Below are 20,705 nucleotides of genomic sequence, written 5' to 3'. Positions count from 1 at the left end.
CCTACTTGGCACAATGGGCCTTTCAGTCCCTCGGACACTGCGAATTGCACTCGCGTAACTTAGACGTGCGACACATGAAGTTTTCATATCGGATGGCGAGGTGAAAGATTTGGACCTCGAAATATGGCCCCAAATGCGTGGTTGCCGGTTATCGTTTTTAATTGATGCAAATTTTTTCAGGAGATGGTTGATGTTGAAACTCAATCGCAGAGCCTTCGTTGCCGGGGGTGCCGCAGCATCTGTGTTTCCAAATGCCGGACGCGCGCAGGTCCCTTCAACCAAAGCCACGCTTATCCGCGGTGCAAAAATCTTTGACGGAACATCAGAAGAGTTGATGACCGGGCTCGACGTTTTGGTGCGCGATGGGATGATCGCTGAGGTGGGCGAGGCATTGTCGGACGCTGATGCCACCGTGGTCGATGCCGACGGGCGAACACTAACGCCCGGAATGAGCGACGCACATGTCCACATCATGTGGAACGATACCATTGAAAATCTGATTTACGCGTCCCCGCAAGAATACACGGGGGCCATGGCCGCTCAAAGCGCAGAGCGCATGTTGATGCGCGGTTTCACAACCGTGCGCGACATGGGCGGTCCGTCCTTCGGGCTCAAACAGGCAATTGACAGTGGCGTTGTACCGGGTCCCCGAATACTTCCGTCAGGGTTCTTCATTTCTCAGACATCTGGCCATGGTGACTTCGATCCAAGGATGAATTATCTGTCGCCGCATTTCACCAACCAGATAGACCCCGCATATTTGCGGGGTTGGACGATTGTTGCCGACGGTGTGCCCGAGGTGCAGAAAGCAGCCCGGGAAATACTTAGATATGGCGCGACCCAGATAAAGATCATGGGCTCTGGCTCAATTACTGGTGCACACGACCCTCTAGACGTCACAGAATACACTCAGGAAGAGCTCTCTGCGATCGTTCAGGCTGCCAAAAATTGGGGCACCTATGCAACGATCCACGCCTATACCGATATGGCGATACAAAACGCTATCAAAGCAGGTGTACGATCAATCGAACATGGCCTCTTTGCGTCCGAAGAAACGATGCAAATGATGAAAGACGCCGACATCTTTTTTTCGACCCAGTTTTTGTCTTTCAGCGTGGGGCCTGAACAGGCGGGAATGACTGGGAGTTCCGTTCCAAAATACCTTGAGGCACAGGCAGGAGCGACCAACGGATACGAACGCTCTAAGGCGCTTGGTCTTAAAATGGCCTTTGGGACCGATATTTTGGGAACGATCGACCTTGGTCCGTTCCAGAGTCAGGAGTTTGTGGCGCGTACTGCCTATTACGAGCCAGTCGATATTCTCCGTCAGGCAACCTCTTTGAATGCGGAGCTTTTTGAACGGTCTGGGCGACGCCACCCCTACTTGGACGGACCGCTTGGGGTCATCAAGGAAGGTGCTTACGGCGACCTCCTTTTGGTCAACGGAAATCCGCTCGAAGACATTTCACTTCTGGCTGAACCAGAGAGTGGGCTGGGCTTCATCATGAAGGGCGGCAAAATTTTTAAGGATACTTTATGAATAGCCTCTGCATACAGAAATCCGCGCCGGCTTACTATGCGGTTTCATATACGAACCGCGCAAAGATTGGGCTATTTGCCTCGGTCTTGTTTTGCGGCCTGCCGGTTTCGCTCCATGCTCAGTCGGCCGGCGATGTCCTTGCTGGGCCGGACTCGACGCCATCTTTGCTTGCCTCCGACGATCAGGAAAAGGACGATGTACTGGATGTCGACCTTCAGAAAACCTGGTCGGACAGAAAAGCGACGATTAAAGAGAAGACCGGTCTAGATTTCGGCTTCGACTACAACGCCCTGGGATATACCGCTTCTGCCAGCCTTGGCGAAGACTCGGCTGGCGGTGGCGCATTCCGGCTTTTCGGTTCTTGGGAGCTGGCGGGCCGTGGTTCAGCGAACAGCGGTAGTCTCGTGTTCAAATTCGAGAACCGGCACAAGTTCGGGGATGTTCCCGTGACCGGCTTCGGTGCGGAGCTGGGCTATGCGGGACTGGTGAGTTCGGTCTTCAGTGACCAGGGATGGCGCACAACCCACCTTTACTGGGAGCAGAATTTCGCCCAGGGCCGCGGTGTTGCTTATGTCGGCTGGCTGGACGTGACGGACTACGTGGATGTTTATGCCCTTGCGAGCCCATGGAGCGGGTTCTCCAATCTCGCATTTCAGACCGGATCTGGCACTATTGGCGGGTTGCCGGACGGTTCCCTTGGTGTGGCGGCCGGCTATTTTCTGAACGAAAATGTATATGTGTCGGCGGGCATCGCGGATGCCAATGCGGATGCTTCGGATCCGCTTGCTGGATGGGACACGCTTTTCGGTGAGGGTGAGACCTTTAAGTCAGTCGAGATCGGCTGGACTACGGGCCAAAAAGCGCGCTTCGTCAACAACGCGCACCTGACGTTCTGGCAGATTGATGAACGCAAAAAGGCCGGAACGCCAAAGGGCCATGGTGTGGCGTTCAGTGTCAGCCAGATCGTGGGCGATCATTGGTTCCCATTTCTGCGCGGCGGCTGGTCCGAAGGGGGCGGTAGCCTCTATGAGGCCGCATTGAGTGCTGGATTTGGCTACACGCAGGATCCAAGCCGCAATATTCTTGGTGTTGGTGTTAACTGGAGCCGCCCTAACGAAGACACATTTGGGTCGGGGCTGGACGACCAAATCACGGTTGAGGTCTTTCAGAAGTGGCAGCTGACCGAGGGCATCGAGCTTACGCCGAGCTTCCAGATTATCCATAATCCGGCGTTCAATCCAACCGAAGACACGATCGCGCTGTTGGGTCTGCGTGCGCGCATCGCTTTTTGAAGCGGTGCAGAGTCCGGAAGTTGATTAGTTTTGGGAGCAAGAGAATGACCGGAAAAGCGAGGCAACTGACCGGTTTCTTAGCATTCCCCAAAAAGGTTACATTCGTCGCAGCAACAGTATTTTCGGGCGCCCTGTTGTTTTCGGTTCCCACGTCGGCTCAGGAAGGTGCAAATCTTGATGATATTCAACGACAACTTAGCGACTCGACAGATGCCGAGAATGGGACCAACCCCACCAAGTTGACCACACAGATGGGTCTGCAATATTCGTATAACAAAATAAATCCGAACTTGAACAACGGACTGCTGGAGTTTTTCTACCAACACCCGATCGGGGATGGCTCCAAGGCGTTGAAGTTAACTATTCCTTTTGCGGAAAACCCGAATCTGCGGCAAAACTCCAACCTGTTTGAAGATAATGCTGTCGGGGACGTCAGCCTGACGTTTCTCAATGTCTTTCATCTGACCCCAAAGGCAGGTACCGCCTACTCTGCTGAGCTGTTTTTCGACACGGCAAGCAAAGGTGCCGGTTATGGTCAAATGGTGCTCGAGACTTCACTATTTTATGCGATGTTCCTCGATAACGGCGCAATTTTTGCTCCGGCCTGGGTGCAGACCTTCGGTCTGGAGGGCGGCAATAGTGCTGGACAAAAACTCAACATAACTACGCTGGATTTCTACTACGTGCCCAAGCTGCCCAATCGGAAACTGTTCATGACCTTTGACCCCGCCATTGTCCATAACTGGGAAAGCAACGACACGTTTGGCAGCCTGCAGGTCACCTATGGAATGTTGACGGGTCAGCTTTTTGGCGGGGACAGCCAAGTTTTTATCAAGCCCGGCATAGGAATTGGCAAGGACGCTCCGTTCGACTGGTCGTTTGAAGTCGGCTTCAAAGTTTTGAACTTTTGAGGTGTGCCGCAGTTGGCGCGACACGGAACCCGTCAAGATTTTGACTAGAACAAGTACTGGAAACACTATGCTACGGCACATACTGACTGCGACGATATATTCCGCGTTTGCAACGCTATCCAGCGCACAGACCATTGATGCAATCGATCTGAATGGTCTGATTTCTGACGCTTCCCCAGAAACGGAGGCCGAGAACATCAACGCAGGGGCCGGCACCACTGCTTTTGATGATCTTGTGCGCTCGGCTGCGCTGGACCTTAGCACGATTGGCGCGACGCTGGGAAAAGGCGGTGCTCCCATTCGCAATGGTGTCAGCATCGCTCAAGTGTTCTGTGGCACGCATCAGCGCTTTGAAAGCCGCTTCAATGCTCCAAGCTTTGCAAGTTCGAACACGCCGAAACGCGGATCCTTTGACCCGCTTGCACTGGAATAACCATGAAGTTAGGCAAAAAGGAGAGTTTTTGGATGTCACTTCCCATCAAGAAAATAAGAGGCAAATTTACGGCGTGTTCCGCGTTGGCCCTATCGGCTGGATTGGTTTTCGGCCAACCGGTTTTTGCGCAGGATTATGACTTAGTAATTCTCAATGGCCGCGTGATGGACCCTGAGACGATGCTGGACGCCGTCCTTAACGTTGGTATCACGGATGGTATCATCCAGACGATCACGGCGGACGAGATCACCGGTAGCGAGACGATCTTTGCGCAAGGGCATGTCGTGTCGCCAGGATTCATCGATTTCCACTTTCACGCACTTGACGGTCTTTCGTTGAAGTTGGCTGCGCTGGACGGCGTTACGACGGGTATGGACCTTGAGATCGGTGCAATCAACGTCGCCGAATGGTACAGCGCCAAGGAAGGCGCGTGGCCATTAAACTACGGCACTGGTGTTAGCCAAGAGGGTGCCCGATTGCGGGTGCACGACCCAGAGGTCGAGATCGATGGCTGGTATGATGCGCCGCTTATACTGGGTGGGCTTCGGGCTGAGGCTTGCTCAGACGGGTTCTGCGGTTGGCAGGACGGGCGCAGCGATCTGGATCAGTTGAATCAGGTTTTGTCTCTTATCGATGAAGAGCTTCGTCAAGGCGCACTCAATATTTCTTCCACTGTGGGCTATATGGCCAATGGCCTTACAACCTACGAGATGTTCAAGACGCAAGAGATTGGTGGACACTACGGCCGTTACCTTGGGGCGCATGTTCGTTTCCACGGTAGTCCTGTGACACCTGAAGCGCCTCTGGGCTTTGATGAAATTCTGGCCAACGCCATGGCGCTTGATGCACCGGTTAGCCTGTTGCACAACAATGACTACGGGTGGTGGGAGAACGAGGAAAAGCTGCAAGCCGCGAGAGCCCAAGGGTACAATGTGTGGTCCGAGTATTATCCATACACTGCGGCTTCGACGTCAATTTCCTCTGACTTCTTCAAGCCCGAAGTCTACGCCACATTCGGCGTTCCGTACGAAGACTCGATGTATGATCCCATCGCCGACAAGTTCCTTACGCAGGCGGAATATGAGTCAACGCGAGATTCTGACCCCAGCCGCCTCGTGGTGGTCTTCAGCCCCTCTCGCGAAATATGGCTGCCCTATTGGCTGCGGATGCCGCACATGATTGTCGCCTCTGACTCGATCTACTCTGGCAAAGGTCTCGACAGTTGGGATCTTGATCCGTCTGAGTATCAGGGGCACCCAAGAACGGCTGGCACCCGCGGAACGGTGTTTCGGCTTGGGCGCGAACAGGGTGTTCCACTCATGTTTACTATTGCGCAAATGTCGTATTGGCCGGCGAAACATCTAGGCGATACAGGTCTCCAAGACATGAAGGTGCGTGGTCGAATGCAGGAAGGGATGGTGGCCGATATCACCATATTCGATCCAGAGCGCGTTCGTGACAATGCTACTTACAAAGCTGGTGAACAGGGTAATCCGACAACAGGTATTCCCTACGTCATCGTCAACGGTCAACTGGTGGTCAAGGATGGAGCATTCCGAAAAGTATGGGCCGGCCAACCCATCCGTTTTCCGGTAGAAGATCGCGGCCGATTTGAGCCTATTGTTGTTAAGGAGTGGTTGGAGAATTTCGCGATCAAACCCTTCACCGTCGACCAATCCGGCGCGGACAGCCCGGGAGTGGCTGACTCTAGCGCGTCAGAATGACGTTTAACGTCAGTTATCTTGTCTCTGTTCACGCCGTGGTAAGGAACCTACCACGGCGTGAACAGATCGCTTCTGGTAAAAAGGACCCCTACTGAAAGCCACACGCAAGTACGCTCCTCGGATTAATGTCGGGGAGCTAGTTTATGCGCACCGCTGTTTCACGCTGCCGTCTGACACCTCGCCCATATTAAAACGGCTGCTTCTCCTGATTTCAGTCTGCGCCTGGTGGAGTCCGTGCGAGTGTTTTCGACTGCAAAAGTTCCTGCCATCCATTAAGAGTAACGCTGTTGGCAGATCCAGTGGCCGCAACAACATCCTTTGCATTGAGTTGCCACATACTGTGCATTCGGGTTTCTCCATCTGAGATAAAGATGGTCTCATCGCTGGGTTGCACCCGAAGAGTCCCGGAAACCTGTACCATAACGTAGGGTGTGTTGACTGGAGACAGTTCTTTAAGCTGGACACGGACAAGTTGGTTCGGAGGAGGCGCGGGTTTATGGCTGCACATGCCAATTTCTGGAACGAGATATGCAATCGGGAACCCTGCGTCATTTGATCCCGCCGGAATAAGAAAGCCATTCATTCTGACGTACGAATTCTCAAGCTCGGGGTTCGTCGCGGTGGTGGCACGCTTACGGTTTTCTGCAACTGTCCAACGCTGCGTCAAAAGAGCATCGATATCATGTCCATTGTCCTGAAGCCGTTTTCGGGCATCTTCAAGGCTGGTCATTAGGCGTTCTTGCGCGTCTTCCGGAATGTCGCCTTGCTCAAACCTGGCCTCAAGCCTGACGACGGTCCGAAGCTCCTCAAGCATTTGGAGGCCCATGTCCTGGAACGGGTCTTCGTATATCAGAGCTGCAGGATCCCGCAGCTCTGAAAAAGTGATGGCCTGCGATTCGGCCATGGCCTGTGAACTCATGATCACAACCGCAAAGGCAGCAACGGGATTGTGCATCCAGTTTTTTCCAAACATTTCAGTTCCCACCCTTAGGCGGAATGCCGGGCGCAACATCTGGCATGCCGGTGGAAAACTTGAGATTCCAGGCTTCCTCTGAAACCAGCTCAAACCGTGGTTTGGATTCTGGCTCGAAGCGAATAGGCTGTCCCGCAAATACTTCCAGTAAGTCATCGTCCTGCACTGTGACAGTTCCATTCACGATCACCGCTTTAAAGCCAGTCGACGGGATCGTACCCTGCTCATACGTGGCATTATCGGTCACTGTTGCGGGATCAAAGACCACAATGTCGGCGATCATACCTTCTTGAACGCGTCCGCGTTCCTGCATGGCTTTGAGCCCGGTATCTCCAAGATGCTTTGCAGCATTGTAACTCAGGATGGATAGCAGTTGCATAAGCGGGATGTCATTCTCACGACCCAGACGCAGAGAGATGCTCCGAGCTCCGGCGACACGCGGATGCGTATTGCTGAGTTCGTCGAACGGGGTGTTCCACGGTCCAAAGAGGGGTTCTGCAAACATGGCATCGCTTGCCATGGTTGCACCTTTTAGCGTCAGCCATTTTATCGTGTCTTCTGCGGGCATTTTCCAAAGGAGAATTTCCTTTGTTGGCTCACTCTTAACGCCTTCTTCGTAGGTCGCTTCGGTGTAGAAATTACCAGTGATTGGATCCTGCAAAGTATCTTCGAACTTGTGACCAAGACGCTCGACCCAGTTTTCCGGTTGAATGAATACCGCGTTCAATGCCGTAGAGCCAGCGGCGTAAGGATAGATCTCGCCCCAGATGTTGTGACCCTGTTCCTGAAGTCGTTGGATAATCTCATGGGCCAAACGCCAACCGGGATTGTTGTAGTGGTTAATTGTGGCCGGTGCACCCAGAGCGAGCGCATTGGCGATGATCTCCTGCGCTCCCAGGTTCTCGTGGACTGAATCGTCTGGCGTGAAACGGGTATGAACGGCCGTGTGTCGACCGTATCGCGCGCCAACCTTTTGCACTTCAAACATTTCGCGGGTGGTGACCCCATCCCGCATATACCCAACCGTGCTGCCGATGCCGAGAGCACCATCCTGCAGCCCCTTGTCGATGATCCGCAAAATCTCGTTTCCGCTGTCGAAATCCGCCTTCCCAAGGCTCCAGCCCGAGTCTTTTCGCGTCTCTAAGGCGGCCGCTGGCCCCATCACCAAGACGTCCTCATTGTCGAACCCGTCAATGGCCATGGCACGCGCCTGTTCGTGGCTTGAAGCACAGCCATAGTTGGCTTGGGTGACATCCTTGCGCATCTCGTACCACTTGGCGATGACAGTGCCGGCACAGCCTTCCTCAATGTCCATGCTGCTGGTCAGCCCATCGCGCAAGCCAAGCGCATAGCCGAGCGGCGCCTGCCAATGGAAATGCGTATCGATGAAGCCAGGCGCCACGACATGACCAGTCGCGTCGATCTCGGATGTGCCGGAAAGCGGCTGCTTGGAGATCTTTGCAATCCGACCCTCCTTGATGCCGACATTCGCAACGCCGTCATAGAGGGTTTCGGGGTCCATCACCCGACCGTTGCTGATGACAATGTCAAACTCCTGCGACTGGGCAGAAAATGCACTCAGTGCCAGAACTGACAATGCAAGGGCGAAAGCAGGGCTTTGCTTCATAATCTTCTCCATAAAACCAATTTCTTGGATGCTTCTGGTGATGCCTAGTCCGCGAGAGGACGGCGGATCGGGCGGCCATGAGGGGCATCGAGAACCAATTCTCCGTCGCGTACGACAACGCCGCCGTTCACTATAACAGTCTGCACGCCCGTTGCCGGTTGGTTGGCATTCTCAAACGTCGCGTTGTCAGTAATGGTTGCTGGATCAAAGACAACGATATCGGCATCCATCCCGATCTGGATGCGCCCCTTGTTGCGCATTTGCGGGACGAAATCCTCCAGCGTCTGCGCGGGCATTAGGGACATCTTGCGAATTGCTTCTTCCAGCGACATCAACCCGCGTTCGCGCACGTATTCACGCAAGATCTTTGCAAAGGTGCCCGACGATCTGGGGTGGCTGAACACGTTATCAGGCAAGGGCCATGCATCCCCTTCGTAATTGGATATCCCACCGTTTTCGTCAAAGTAGGACCAGAAAACTGAATCGGATTCGATCAGTATTTCGGGATGCGTGATGGACGCGTCGAGCAGAGCGAGATCCGTCGGGTTTTCCTCATCAAGGAAATGCCATGTGATGAAGGTGCCGGGCTTGTTGGCTTGATAATCTGCCAATTCTTCCTCGGTCATGCGGTCAGCACCCAGTTGAAAATTCTCTGCCGTGGACGACATTCTTTCGCGCCAGTTTTCGCCACTGAACATAGCCGCGCCCACAACTGTGTTTGCAGCTCCATAAGGGTAGGCACCCACAGAAATATTGATACCTTTCGCCTTGGCATCGTCCACCAGTTCGAGAGTTGCGTGAATGTCGGACAGAGACGTGCTGTTGATGTGACAGATGTGCATGTGGGTGCCGGTGAGCGCTGCGTTTGCTATGAGCTCCTTCACTGCCTCAAATGAGCTCTGCGGCTCAAGATTGCTGGCATAGCGCACATGGGTGAAGGTCGCCGCACCGTATTCGCCCGCCAGTTTTGCGAGCGCGTAATACTCCTTCTGGCCATATCCTGGGGCGTATCCGGCATTGATCCCGATCCCCAAGGCGCCCTCGCGCAACCCTTCTTCGACGAGCGCAAGAATGCGGTCGGTTTGCTCAGCGCTTGCTATGTCGAGTTTCCAGTCATCTCGCCCCTGCGCGTCCTGAAAATAGCCCGGCGTGGCCAGCGGATCGGTGTTGGTAAACGTCGCAATGCGCCCAAAGGTCCAGGCTGCCGAAGCGCCAAAGTTGATCGGCAACCCCTTTTCCTCTTGAGTGGCATACCAGTCCTTGATCGGCAGCACCCCGGACTCCAATTCGAGCGCGGTAGTCACGCCCTGCATCGCTTGCATCCTATAGTCGCCAATGTTTTGACCATGAGCGTGCAGATCGATGAAGCCCGCAGAGACGACATGGCCCGAAGCGTCTATCACGGTTTCACCTGTCAACGCGAACTCGCTAATTGCTGTGATTTTGCCATTTTCGATTGCGACATTGCGGACAGCATCTAGGCCGGTTTCAGGATCTATCACCCTGCCATTCAGAATAACGACATCATTTGCAAATGAGGGACTTGCAAGTGCGATAGAGAGCCCCAGTATTCCACAACTTCTTAACATAACCAAAAATCCTAATCTCCGTTTTTTGCACATTAAGGCAAGGGAACTTCGAATTCAAAAATAGTTAGGCCCAAATCTTTCGTTGGCTTTGTCAGGTTGGTGGTGGAGGGTTGGTGATAATCTTCCATCTGATGGAACCTGTTCCCCGAGACTCCCTCATTCATAACGGGAGGTTGCGGGTTTTTCATATTCTTCGTCGTCAGTTTGGCAGCGATCCTCTTCATTTCCTTGCGGATGTCAGGGCCGCCATTGTCGCTCGATCCAATAGCGCGACAATAGCTGGCTCCGGTGGACGATCGCGCCGAACAGATCTTCGGATCGACACCAACGAGCCTGCACGCTCGACGTTGTGAGATATCATGATCCCGCACCGCCCAAAGCACCGCATTCCGTCGGTCTGTTGGTGTCGTCAGCTCTTTACCAGAAAATCCTTTAGAACGACGTTGTCCAGCATCTGATCCGCCAGTTGGCGTTTGAGCTTCGCGTTCTCATCCTCCAGCGCCTTCAGCTTGGTTGCATCCGACACTTCCACTCTCGGGACATCGCTTCGCGATACCCTGCCATGCAGTGCATGCCGCCGTATTTGGATTTGAACATATAGAGTGTGCCCTGACTGGGGTCACTGCATAAAAGTGACATTATTGTCCGGCTCGCGCGAACTTTACGGGAACATCCGCGTTTTCAGTCGGATTTCTGACCTTTGAGAGCATTGTAGAGGCTGGTTTTGCTGATTTTGAGGCGGGCAGCTGCCTCTCGGACGGTCAATCCATCACCGATATGGGCCCTGGCCTGCTCCAGCTTTTTGGGCGTGACGACAGGTTTTCGGCCTCCCTTTCTGCCGCGCGTTGCGGCGGCTTTTAGACCGGCCTGAGTGCGCTCGATGATGAGGTCACGCTCAAACTGGGCAAGTGCGCCGAATAGATGGAACACCAATGTACCGCCGGTGGTAGTTGTGTCCACGCCTTCGGTCAGGGATCTGAAGCCAACACCGCGGTCTCCGAGTTCTGTCACGGTTTCCACAAGGTGCTTCATGGACCGGCCCAGGCGGTCAAGTTTCCAGACCATGAGCGTGTCGCCTTTTCGCAGGAAGGTCAATGCTTCCTGCAGGCCCGGGCGGTCTGCTTTGGCACCGGAGATAACATCTTCAAATACGGTTTCGCAACCCGCAGCTTTGAGCGCATCGACCTGCGGTTCCAGTTTTTGGTCTGTTGACGAAACCCGCACATATCCTATCCGTGCCATGATGACAGCCTTGTCCGTTTTCCCGTCCTTAAATCAACTTGTCCGACTTCCCGTTGTCAAGCCATATTGGCGGACGGAACCGGGAGTTCCGCCAAACGAGCGTTTCACGGACATGCATTTGAGAAGGGTATTTCATGGCACGGCGACAAATATTGACGGCAAGTTTTTGGTCTCGATTGATGGCGCCGCCCTCGGAGGATCGGGAAGTTGCGATGCATTGTACGCTCATCCCGGATGAGATCGAGGCTGTTGCCAGAAAACGAACCGCTGCGGCACGTTTGGGCTATGCCGTGTCATTGGCTTATTTGCGCCATCCCGGGCGGGTTCGTGAGGTTGGAGAACAGCCCAACGACATTATGCTGGCCTTCCTTGCAGATCAGGTTGATGCCAGCGCCTCCGATCTCGCGGTCTATGATCGACGCCCGCAGACGCGACGCGAACATATCGGTCAAATCATGGCTCGCTTCGGATATCAGGCCTTCACAAGATCCCTCGTACGGGAACTTGTTCATTGGCTGACACCATCTGCGGGAGAAGACCCGCGGGCAGAGCCTTTGGCGATCTCGTTGATTGAAGAACTGAGGCGTCGGCGTATCCTGGTCCCGGCGCGCCGTACCGTTGAACTGATTGTCAGGCACGCGATCCGGCGAGCAGAAAATGTCAGGAATTCTGCTCTGACCCAGGACTTGCATCCGGACCACCACAATGCTCTGCGCACTTTGATTGTGCCCACTGAATCGGGCGAGGTATCGACGCTGAGTTGGTTGAAGGCAGCACCCAAATCAGCCTCGGCCAAGTCCATCAAGGCTGTTCTGGATCGCCTGAAGGTGGTTCGAGCGATCGGCTTGCCCACCAGTTTGCGTCAGAACATCTCGACATCGGCGCTCGACAGTCTGGCCGGGGAAGGTTTGCGGATCACGGTGCAAAACCTGCGCCGTATGGCCGTGCCACGGTTGTGGGCAGTTTTGTCGGCCGCCTGCCTGCGGCTGGAAGAACAGCTTACCGATCTTGCGCTGGATATGTTCGACAAATTGTTGGGCCGAAGCTTTCGAAAGGCGGAACAGCAAAGTTCCGACAAGGCGTCCCAGCTCCTGATGGACATCTTCCGCCCCTTGCAGTCTCTCAACGCCTTCTGCCGTGAGGCACTGACGGCCCGCCAGCAAACCGGTGATCTCAACGGGATGCTGGACACGGCCAATTGGGATGAGATCGAGAGTGCCACATCCGCAATTGAAACTGCCCTGGGAGACGGAAAGCCCGACAAATACGCGGAGCTCATCGGAAAATATCAGACCGCACGTCAGTTTGCGCCCCTGATAATAAAGACGTTCTGCTTCAAAGGTGCGGCCAGCGCTGCCAGCCTTCTGCGGGCCGTGGATCTGTTGCGCATCATGTTTGAGGCGAACAAACGCAGCCTGCCGGACAACCCGCCAACCGGGTTCATTCGGAAGGTCTGGCGCCCATTTGTCTTCTCTGCACCAGGGGAGGTCAACCGGCGTGCATACGAGCTGTGCGTCTACTTCGAATTGCGCGATCGGCTTCGGGCAGGGGATGTCTGGGTCGAAGGAAGCCGGCAGCGCCGCAACTTCAATGATCGGCTCATTCCCAAGGCCACCTTCGAGATCTTGCGTACCGAGGGATCGTTGCCGATCGCCGCCGCGGCCGACGCGGAAACCTATCTCGCAGAGCGGCAAAAGCAGATTGAGGAGGCCATAACCATTGTCGCGGCCCGAGCCGAAGCGGAAACACTGCCGGACGTCGCCATTCGCGATGGGAACTTGAGCATTACCCCGATCAAAGACGAAACGCCTGACGCCGCCACGGCCATGAGCCGTCTGGTTTATGGGCAATTGCCACAGATCAAGATCCCCGACCTGCTGACGGAGGTGAACGCCTGGACCGGATTTGCGGAGTGCTTCACTCACTATCGCTCGGGCAGACCGGCGGAAGATCAAAAATCACTGTTCGCCGCCGTTCTGGCCGACGGAGTCAATCTGAGCGTGTCCCGCATGGCAGCTGCAACCCACAATCTGTCTGCCCGGCAAATTGCGTGGGCGCATGATTGGCATTTGCGAGAAGAGACCTATTCAGCCGCCTTGGCCCGTTTGGTCGACATGCACCGCGAACTCCCGCTGGCCAAGCTATGGGGGGACGGCGTGACGTCATCCTCAGATGGACAGTTCTTCCGGGCCGGCGGTCGCGGTGAGGCTTCGGCAGACATCAATGCAAAATATGGGCGCACCCCTGGTCTCAAGTTCTACACCCACATCTCCGATCAATTCAGCCCGTTCCATTCGACGGTTATCACCGCCACCGAAAGCGAAGCGCCCTTCGTTTTGGACGGTCTGCTCCGCCACCAATCGGGTGTCGCAATCGAAGAGCACCATGTGGACACTGGTGGTGCGACGGATCACGTCTTTGCCCTTTGTTATCTCCTAGGCTTCCGCTTTGCGCCGCGCTTGCGAAACTTCAAGGATCGCAAATTGTATCTCTTGCCCGGCATGCAGCCCCCGGCCATCATGACACCCTTCATAGGCGGCGCAATCAAGGTCGGTCACATTATCGACAACTGGCCCGAAATCCTCAGGCTGGCAACCTCCATAAAGGCTGGAACCTCCACCGCATCAGCGATCCTCAAGAGCTTGTCCGCATATCCCAGGCAAAACGGACTCGCAATTGCCTTGCGCGAACTGGGGCGATTGGAGCGAACCCTCTTTGCCCTGGAATGGATGCGTAGCCTGGAATTGCGAAAGAGAACCAGCGCGAGCCTGGCCCGAGGCGAAGCCCGAAACGCCCTCGCACGCGGGGTCTTCTTCAACCAACTCGGTGAAATGCGCGATCGTAGCTATGAGCATCAGATCCACAAAGCGTCGGGCCTCAACTTCCTGGTCGCCGCCATCATCCTGTGGAACACCAAGTATCTGGAAGCCTCAATCACTGATCTCAGGAAAAACGGCGTGGCCATCCCAAATGATATTATCAAACATATCGCGCCGCTCGGATGGGCCCACGTCGGATTGACTGGCGACTACCTATGGAACATGAACCCGCCATTCAGCCCAGATCGCCTCAGGCCACTGCGAAAAAATGATCTTCGCGAAGCCGCATGAGTTCCCCGTTAGTTCGCACGAGCCGGACTATAATGTCACTTTCATGCAGTGACCCCAGCAGCGGACGCGCCACAATCTATGTTGATGGCGAGTTGCTTCGTGTGTTTGCACAACCTGTCGAAGGTGCACGTCTGAGCTCGGTGTTTGGCCGGCGCAAACATCCGATCTACGGCAACGTGCGGATGCATACCGGCGTCGATTTCGCCGCCGCGCGCGGCACCCCTGTGCACGCAACAGCGCCTGGACGGGTGTCCTATGTCGGGTGGCGCGGGGGATATGGCCGCGTGGTGGAAATCGCGCACGGGTCGGACACGGTCACACGCTACACTCATCTCAGCTCGGTCACCGATGACCTGTCAAAAGGTCAACGCATAAAGGCTGGCGAAGTGATCGGACGCGTGGGATCGTCTGGAACTGCGACCGGGCCCAACATGCATTATGAGGTGCTGGTCGACGGACGACCAACCGATCCGCTTGCAGATGACCGCCTCGCTGAAATCACAGGTGACAAATCTGCGGACACTGCCGCTCTGGAACGGCTGACCGTCGCACGAGCCCAGCTTGAGGAGCATCTTTCGGAACGGGTTACGGACAGGCTCTGATCCATTCGACGTCCCGCTCGGCAACACACCTCAAGTAACTTACCTTGCTATGTGTTGATGACGGCCCCGATCTTAATTCAGAACACGAAAACCGAGGAAACGAGGATTAGATATGATTGCAATTGCGGGCGCCTTGGGTGGTGCAATTTGGGGCGGCTTACTGGCCAAACGGAGAAACGGAAACCGTGTTGACATACTTCAATACGCAACAGGATACGGAATCGCATTTGGCCTGCTTGCTTTTATCGCTTCGGTTGCCATTTTGCGTCTGGTTTCCTAATGCAACTCTTGCTGATGCGGCGGGAAGGAACGTCCCTTCACGAAAACGCTTCGAAGTGTAATGGCCTTTGCGATTCACATCGTTGCCAGTATCTGGTGAAGCCCTATTTTGTTGAAGTCTTTTGAGAGTTCACGCCTCTGTCAGGCAAGAATGTAGATGGGCGTTCCGTCGGGCACCATTGCGTAGACCTCTTCGATCTGGCGGTCTGTGACAGAGATGCACCCGGCGGTCCAGTCTCGCTTACCCATCGGATCAACGCCTCGTCGCGGGCCACCATGAATGAAGATGTCACCTCCTGGCGACTTACCCTGCGCCTCAGCGAAAGCGCGGTCTGCTTCATTCGGGTATGAGATACCAATGGACAAATGGAAAAGGCTGTCCGGATTTCGCCGGTCGATGACATAAGCGCCTTCAGGTGTTCGCCCGTCGCCTTCGAACTGCTTGTGTCCATTTGGCGCGAAGCCAAGGTCGACCGGATAGGTGCGCAACACTCCTTCTGCTCCATCCAGAACCAGCAATCGCTCCGACTTGTACAGGCGAAGCCGTGTGACTTCTGGCCCTGTGTAGGAGCGGAACTTGTTCGCGCATCCCGACAGGAAAGCGGTCACGCCGCCCAAAAGGAAAAATCGTCTTGGAAATTTGCCAACCATCACTGCTCTATGCCTCTTTTTAGAGGTCTCCTATGTGGATCTGATACCACGAGGTCAGAATCCGATCAATGTCCATGCGCCACAGCGCGCTCCGCCAGAGGTTCGCTGACCCTTTGTCCTCCACGCGGCCCAGCCTTGTCTTCCTCTGCTCTCAGCAGGCGTAGTGCATTGGCCACAACCAGCAGTGAAACACCGACATCTGCTGCGATGGCACCCCACATTGAAGCCATACCTACACTCGTGAGGCCCACGAACACAGCCTTCGTCGCAAGCGAGAAACCGATGTTCTGACGGATGATCGACATGGTCCGGCGCGAATGTCCGATGAGCCACGGCACCTTGCCGATATCATCCGTCATCAGCGCGATATCCGCCGTTTCGATCGCCGCGTCCGAGCCGACCGCCCCCATGGCGATGGCATAATGCGACCGCGCCATGGCCGGCGCGTCGTTCACGCCGTCGCCGATCATGGCCACAATCTCGTGACGCTCGGCCAGTTCCTCGATTGCCGTCACCTTGTCGTCGGGCAACAGTTCGGCGCGCACCTCGTCGATGCCAACCTCGGCGGCCACAGCCCGCGCTGTGCGCTCGTTGTCGCCTGTCAGCATGACAATCGTTTTCACGCCCTGCGCGTGCAGCTTTGCCACAACATGTTTGGCGTCAGGCCGAATACGATCGCGCACTTCTAGAACACCCGTGACCCCGGTCTCGTCACCGACAACCACAAGCGTACTGCCCGCGCCTTCGATCTGGTTACGCAGACCGGTCGGGATGGCATCACCAAATCCCTTCTCGGTGGCAAAACGATCCGAGCCCAGCCAGACCGAGCGGCCCCCGGCACGGCCTTCCAGACCCCGGCCCGGCACTGTGCGGGTATCTTCCGCGGCAGAAGCCGTAATGTCCTCGGCCTCGGCCCGTGTCAGGATGGCACGCGCCAGCGGGTGCGAGGATCGCACTTCAAGGCTGGCGGCACTTGCCAGCAACTCGTGCTTGGACGTGCCGCCCAACGGGTGGACAAGCGCCACCTCCGGCTCGCCCATGGTGATCGTTCCGGTCTTGTCCATGGCCAGCGCCGTGGTGCGGCCTGGGGCCTCGATGTAGGCACCGCCCTTGATCAGCACTCCGGCCCGCGCCGATGCGGTCAGTGCCGCGACGATGGAAACCGGCGTTGAGATCACCAGCGCGCAGGGGCAGGCAATGACCAGAAGAACCAGCGCGTTATAGATCCAGAATCCCCAAGGTGCACCAAAGGCAAGCGGCGGAATAAGAGCGATGGCAACCGCGACGATCATCACGATCGGCGTATAGATACGGGCGAATTTGGTCACCCATTGTTCAACCGGCGCACGCCGGGCATGGGCATCACCGACCATGCGGATGATCTTGGCCAGAACAGTGTCCGACGCCGCCTTTGAGGCGCGCACCATAAGGGTCCCTTCGCCGTTGATAGTACCGGCATAGACTTCGTCGCCCTGTTCCTTGGGCATCAGGGCGCTTTCACCGGTGATCGGTGCCTGATCGACGGCGCCAGCACCGTCTATGACCTCTCCGTCCAGCGGAATGCGGTCGCCCCCGCGCACGATGAAACTGTCGCCGACAACCACTTCGGCCGCCGGAACCACCTCTTCCCGACCGTCCGGTCGCAGCACCAGCGCCGTCGGTGGTGCAAGATCAAGCAGCGCCGAGACAGCATTACGCGCGCGCCCGACACTCCAGCTTTCCAGATAGAGAGAGAGCGAAAAGAAGAAGGCAACGGTTGCGGCCTCGAAAAACTCGCCCAAACCGATTGCGCCGCAGACGGCAACAACCATCAGCAGGTTCATGTCAGGCGAAAGCCGCCGTGCCGAGGACCAGGCCTTGGGGGCCACCAGCCAGACGCCAAACAGGATTGCAACGGCGAACAACGCCGCCTCAGGCAAGGGCATCTGCACGTCGCCATGTCCTGAAAACAAACCGAGCGCACCACCCATTCCGGTTTCGACCAGATGCCACAGGAAACCAGCCGCCCAGAACCCACCACTGAGCATGGTGAAACGTCGCTGCCGCGCGATATGCGCCGCCTGATCTTCGGCGGCATTCTCATCGTCCCAGGGCTTGGCACTCATCCCGGTGCTGGCGACCAACTGCTTGATCTCGTCATCAGAGATTTTTTCCGCAGTTTCAAGTAACGTCATCCGTCCGTTGATCACATCAAACGCGATATGGTCTGTTCCACCGACCTTCGGTCCGACGACCCTGTTCAGGATCGCCACCTCTTCGGCGCAGTCGAGACCCGAGACCTGAAAGCTTCGGCCATTGACGGGAGCTGGCACGGACGGCGCCACATCTGCGCTGGCTCCGCCACCACAGCAATGTTGGCCTTGTTTGGCATCATGATCACGATTGCGATCGTGGCAATGGCTGTCGGACGGCATGAAAATACCTCAAGATTTTCCGTGGTCAGAAACAGATAGTCCCTACAGCAACTAGAGCTTCAAGGCCCAATTTTCGATAATTTCCAAAATGTGTGCTGTCTTGCAGAACATGCGATGTCATTGCAGCTTGCGGGCCATCAACGCCGGTGCGACCTTTCCGGCAACGAATCGAAACAATGGTCGGAAAAGCCTACATGCAGAAGAAGATCTTAGCTGTCGTTGCAGCGCTGTCCGTCACCGCTGGGTGTTCATCGCAGTTTGATGCGGAAAACCAGATTGGAAACCTGCCGGATTCCGTAGTGGCCCTTGCTGCCCCGGGGCAGAATTTGGCGACTGCACGCCTCGATCCGCAAGACAATTGTTATTGGTACGCGTATAGCGGGGCGGTCGAGACGACCCTGGTACCGTTACGCGCCACAAATGGCGGCCCGATCTGTGTTGCACGCGAAGCGTGACAATCGGGCGGCCGCCAACTCATTTTCGGGGGCCATTACGTTTGCGCGGTAACGCTGTCCTCGGCTGAGTATAGATATGCGGTCGAGCCGACTTTGACGGTTGGATAAAGATCGTTGATATGCGCCATGATCATGCGGACGCAGCCTGAACTGGCGCGTCCGCCAATGCTTCTGGGTTGCGGCGTGCCATGGATCCTCAAATAAGTATCTCGGTCGCCAACGAACAGGTAAAGCGCTCGGGATCCCAATGCATTGTTCGGCCCCGGCTCCATCCCGTTCCTGAATTCCGCATATTCCGGATTGCGCTCGATCATGGACGCTGTTGGGGTCCAATGTGGCCATTCAACCTTGCGCCGGATCGTATATGTCCCCGGCTCGTAGAGATTTCCACGCGCAATGGCGACGCCATAACGCATCGCCGTGCCGCCCTCTTCGATATGATAGAGATACCGCGCCACCGCATCGACATGAATATCACCAGGCACCAGGCCATCGTTCGCAGTGACCCGCCGCGGCAGAAAACGTTTGTGCACACCCCAAGGGTTTGTTGTGGCGGCATCATATCCAGATGGTGTAACCTGGGCGTCCCAGGCGGACTTTTGCGAACCCGTTGGCCAGGTCTTAGCCAACAGCGGGCTGGATACCGACGCTGAAAACAGCGCGGTGGTTTTTTGTATGAAATGGCGTCTCGTCAGCATGGTCCTGGTCCAATTCTTCAATCATGTCTGCCGGTTCAACGGTCCAGCGATCAAAGGATATCCATAATGCCTCTAGCAGCTAGAGCTTCAAGTGGTTTCCGGTAACGTTTTGGACATCAGCACCATTTTTGAGCTAGCTTGTGACCTTTGTGCCGGCGTCACGGTGACCCTGGAAGATGTGCGCTGACCTCGTTGACAGAATTGAGTGTTTTTTCATTAGGTCGTGCTGGCGCCACCAGGAACTTATGCTGCAGGGTAACTGGCAAACACCTCTGTGGTTCCATCCTTGTGGATCAGGAAGACGTCAAAGGCTTCGCGTTCGCTTGCTGGCCCCATGCCCGGCGAGCCGAAAGGCATACCCGGAACCGACAGTCCAACAGCATCCGGGCGTTCGTCCACCAGGCGTCGAATGTCATCGGGTGGGACATGCCCTTCGATCATGTAACCCTCTATGCGACCCGTGTGGCATGACATCATGCCCTCCGGAATTCCGTTGGCGGATTTGTAAGCGTTCAAGGCCTCCCATGCGCTGTTTTCCACGGTTACTTCAAAACCTTCCGCTTGCATGATTTTGATCCACGAGCCGCAGCACCCGCAATTCGGATCCTTCAGGACATGGATTGACGAACTGGATTTGGCGAAGGCAGGAAGCGCCGCAGCCGCCGCAAACGTTGCTACTCCGTACACCACGGCTCGGCGGCTCAGATTATTCATAGTCATATTTCCCTCCTAGGAAAGGTTACCCTGACCCGCTACGAAAGCGCGCCTGCTAGGTTGTCGCTAAAGTCTTAACACTGACGACAGGCATCTTGCCTCACTGAAAATCGACACATTCGTCACCCATGGATTCCATCTGATGTTGCTTTCTTGGTGATGTCAGAATTTGCCGCAATGATCTTGGTCAATTTATATAACGAACGAGATACCTTGGTCTAAATATTGCCACCGCATCCGGTGTTCAATGTTCGCCTCAGTAATTTTCGGTTTCGCAGACGACATCAACGCCGAAGGTGATTCAACGGCATTGCCAAGTTGTTCAGGCTGAGTGATCCAGCTATGTCGCGCTCATGAACATGCCAACGATTATCCCGCGCCTGAAGGGCTTTCGCTTTCCTCGTGAGATCATTGCTTACGCGGTTTGGGCTTACCATCGCTTTGCGTTGAG

At 55.6% G+C, this 20,705-nt stretch carries 15 protein-coding genes and 3 pseudogenes; 9 read left to right on the top strand and 9 right to left on the bottom strand.

Going from position 1 to position 20,705, the window contains the following annotated elements; genetic code table 11:
- Nucleotides 1-190 precede the first annotated feature (190 nt).
- The 5 genes from AC2FJF_RS22260 to AC2FJF_RS22240 all read left to right on the top strand — a co-directional run bounded on the left by AC2FJF_RS22260 (nt 191) and on the right by AC2FJF_RS22240 (nt 5,900).
- Entirely contained in the window at nt 191-1,540 is a 1,350-nt protein-coding gene (locus tag AC2FJF_RS22260; protein ID WP_282121154.1) for a metal-dependent hydrolase family protein, read from the top strand.
- A complete protein-coding gene (locus AC2FJF_RS22255) occupies nt 1,537-2,832 on the top strand; it encodes a carbohydrate porin (protein ID WP_282121153.1) in 1,296 nt (431 codons plus the stop codon). Before AC2FJF_RS22260 ends, AC2FJF_RS22255 begins: the two co-directional genes overlap by 4 nt.
- A 44-nt stretch (nt 2,833-2,876) precedes the next feature.
- Nucleotides 2,877-3,743: a hypothetical protein gene (locus AC2FJF_RS22250; protein ID WP_282121152.1), complete on the top strand. Its 867-nt coding sequence runs from the start codon at nt 2,877-2,879 to the stop codon at nt 3,741-3,743.
- A gap of 67 nt (nt 3,744-3,810) precedes the next feature.
- A complete protein-coding gene (locus AC2FJF_RS22245) occupies nt 3,811-4,176 on the top strand; it encodes a hypothetical protein (RefSeq protein WP_282121151.1) in 366 nt (121 codons plus the stop codon).
- Nucleotides 4,177-4,208: 32 nt separating this feature from the next.
- Nucleotides 4,209-5,900, top strand: a complete 1,692-nt coding sequence (locus AC2FJF_RS22240) for an amidohydrolase family protein (protein WP_282121150.1) — start codon at nt 4,209-4,211, stop codon at nt 5,898-5,900.
- Nucleotides 5,901-6,111: 211 nt separating this feature from the next.
- Here AC2FJF_RS22240 and AC2FJF_RS22235 read toward each other — a convergent pair whose 3' ends face one another.
- The 5 genes and pseudogenes from AC2FJF_RS22235 to AC2FJF_RS22215 all read right to left on the bottom strand — a co-directional run bounded on the left by AC2FJF_RS22235 (nt 6,112) and on the right by AC2FJF_RS22215 (nt 11,331).
- A complete protein-coding gene (locus AC2FJF_RS22235) occupies nt 6,112-6,855 on the bottom strand; it encodes a DUF3299 domain-containing protein (protein WP_299642392.1) in 744 nt (247 codons plus the stop codon).
- 19 nt (nt 6,856-6,874) lie between these two features.
- Nucleotides 6,875-8,500, bottom strand: coding sequence for an amidohydrolase family protein (locus tag AC2FJF_RS22230; RefSeq protein WP_282121148.1), 1,626 nt, complete (start codon nt 8,498-8,500; stop codon nt 6,875-6,877).
- Nucleotides 8,501-8,544: 44 nt separating this feature from the next.
- A complete protein-coding gene (locus AC2FJF_RS22225) occupies nt 8,545-10,089 on the bottom strand; it encodes an amidohydrolase family protein (protein ID WP_282121147.1) in 1,545 nt (514 codons plus the stop codon).
- 277 nt (nt 10,090-10,366) lie between these two features.
- Nucleotides 10,367-10,704: pseudogene (locus tag AC2FJF_RS22220) on the bottom strand (hypothetical protein); the annotation flags it as partial.
- A gap of 66 nt (nt 10,705-10,770) precedes the next feature.
- Nucleotides 10,771-11,331, bottom strand: coding sequence for a recombinase family protein (locus AC2FJF_RS22215; RefSeq protein WP_282121146.1), 561 nt, complete (start codon nt 11,329-11,331; stop codon nt 10,771-10,773).
- 134 nt (nt 11,332-11,465) lie between these two features.
- Between AC2FJF_RS22215 and AC2FJF_RS22210 the strand changes: the two genes are divergently transcribed.
- Entirely contained in the window at nt 11,466-14,441 is a 2,976-nt protein-coding gene (locus tag AC2FJF_RS22210) for a Tn3 family transposase (protein WP_282121145.1), read from the top strand.
- Nucleotides 14,442-14,491: 50 nt separating this feature from the next.
- A pseudogene (locus tag AC2FJF_RS22205) lies at nt 14,492-15,043 on the top strand (M23 family metallopeptidase); the annotation flags it as partial.
- 420 nt (nt 15,044-15,463) lie between these two features.
- On the opposite strand, the gene AC2FJF_RS22200 reads toward AC2FJF_RS22205, so the two are convergent.
- Both AC2FJF_RS22200 and AC2FJF_RS22195 read right to left on the bottom strand, forming a co-directional pair.
- Complete coding sequence (locus AC2FJF_RS22200) at nt 15,464-15,973, bottom strand: L,D-transpeptidase family protein (protein ID WP_496727244.1); 510 nt, start codon at nt 15,971-15,973, stop codon at nt 15,464-15,466.
- Between the two features lie 65 nt (nt 15,974-16,038).
- Entirely contained in the window at nt 16,039-18,387 is a 2,349-nt protein-coding gene (locus tag AC2FJF_RS22195) for a heavy metal translocating P-type ATPase (protein ID WP_496727243.1), read from the bottom strand.
- 194 nt (nt 18,388-18,581) lie between these two features.
- Between AC2FJF_RS22195 and AC2FJF_RS22190 the strand changes: the two genes are divergently transcribed.
- Entirely contained in the window at nt 18,582-18,842 is a 261-nt protein-coding gene (locus AC2FJF_RS22190; protein ID WP_496727242.1) for a hypothetical protein, read from the top strand.
- A 35-nt stretch (nt 18,843-18,877) separates the two neighbouring features.
- On the opposite strand, the gene AC2FJF_RS22185 is transcribed toward AC2FJF_RS22190, so the two are convergent.
- Both AC2FJF_RS22185 and AC2FJF_RS22180 read right to left on the bottom strand, forming a co-directional pair.
- Nucleotides 18,878-19,540, bottom strand: coding sequence for a L,D-transpeptidase (locus AC2FJF_RS22185; RefSeq protein WP_496727241.1), 663 nt, complete (start codon nt 19,538-19,540; stop codon nt 18,878-18,880).
- Between the two features lie 243 nt (nt 19,541-19,783).
- Nucleotides 19,784-20,260, bottom strand: coding sequence for a DUF411 domain-containing protein (locus AC2FJF_RS22180; protein WP_496727239.1), 477 nt, complete (start codon nt 20,258-20,260; stop codon nt 19,784-19,786).
- A 347-nt stretch (nt 20,261-20,607) separates the two neighbouring features.
- Here AC2FJF_RS22180 and AC2FJF_RS22175 point away from each other — a divergent pair.
- Nucleotides 20,608-20,705 (top strand): annotated as a pseudogene (locus AC2FJF_RS22175) (IS6 family transposase); the annotation flags it as partial.

Source organism: Ruegeria sp. CDSB013, from assembly GCF_059611165.1.
Note: the sequence above shows the minus strand (reverse complement) of the source record. Positions and strands in the feature narration are given on the sequence as shown.

Bases quoted from the DNA above. Each gene is read 5' to 3' on its own strand.
- AC2FJF_RS22260 (WP_282121154.1), top strand. From the start codon at position 191: ATGTTGAAACTCAATCGCAGAGCCTTCGTTGCCGGGGGTGCCGCAGCA.
- AC2FJF_RS22255 (WP_282121153.1), top strand. From the start codon at position 1,537: ATGAATAGCCTCTGCATACAGAAATCCGCGCCGGCTTACTATGCGGTT.
- AC2FJF_RS22250 (WP_282121152.1), top strand. From the start codon at position 2,877: ATGACCGGAAAAGCGAGGCAACTGACCGGTTTCTTAGCATTCCCCAAA.
- AC2FJF_RS22245 (WP_282121151.1), top strand. From the start codon at position 3,811: ATGCTACGGCACATACTGACTGCGACGATATATTCCGCGTTTGCAACG.
- AC2FJF_RS22240 (WP_282121150.1), top strand. From the start codon at position 4,209: ATGTCACTTCCCATCAAGAAAATAAGAGGCAAATTTACGGCGTGTTCC.
- AC2FJF_RS22235 (WP_299642392.1), bottom strand. From the start codon at position 6,855: ATGCACAATCCCGTTGCTGCCTTTGCGGTTGTGATCATGAGTTCACAG.
- AC2FJF_RS22230 (WP_282121148.1), bottom strand. From the start codon at position 8,500: ATGAAGCAAAGCCCTGCTTTCGCCCTTGCATTGTCAGTTCTGGCACTG.
- AC2FJF_RS22225 (WP_282121147.1), bottom strand. From the start codon at position 10,089: ATGTTAAGAAGTTGTGGAATACTGGGGCTCTCTATCGCACTTGCAAGT.
- AC2FJF_RS22215 (WP_282121146.1), bottom strand. From the start codon at position 11,331: ATGGCACGGATAGGATATGTGCGGGTTTCGTCAACAGACCAAAAACTG.
- AC2FJF_RS22210 (WP_282121145.1), top strand. From the start codon at position 11,466: ATGGCACGGCGACAAATATTGACGGCAAGTTTTTGGTCTCGATTGATG.
- AC2FJF_RS22200 (WP_496727244.1), bottom strand. From the start codon at position 15,973: ATGGTTGGCAAATTTCCAAGACGATTTTTCCTTTTGGGCGGCGTGACC.
- AC2FJF_RS22195 (WP_496727243.1), bottom strand. From the start codon at position 18,387: ATGCCGTCCGACAGCCATTGCCACGATCGCAATCGTGATCATGATGCC.
- AC2FJF_RS22190 (WP_496727242.1), top strand. From the start codon at position 18,582: ATGCAGAAGAAGATCTTAGCTGTCGTTGCAGCGCTGTCCGTCACCGCT.
- AC2FJF_RS22185 (WP_496727241.1), bottom strand. From the start codon at position 19,540: ATGCTGACGAGACGCCATTTCATACAAAAAACCACCGCGCTGTTTTCA.
- AC2FJF_RS22180 (WP_496727239.1), bottom strand. From the start codon at position 20,260: ATGACTATGAATAATCTGAGCCGCCGAGCCGTGGTGTACGGAGTAGCA.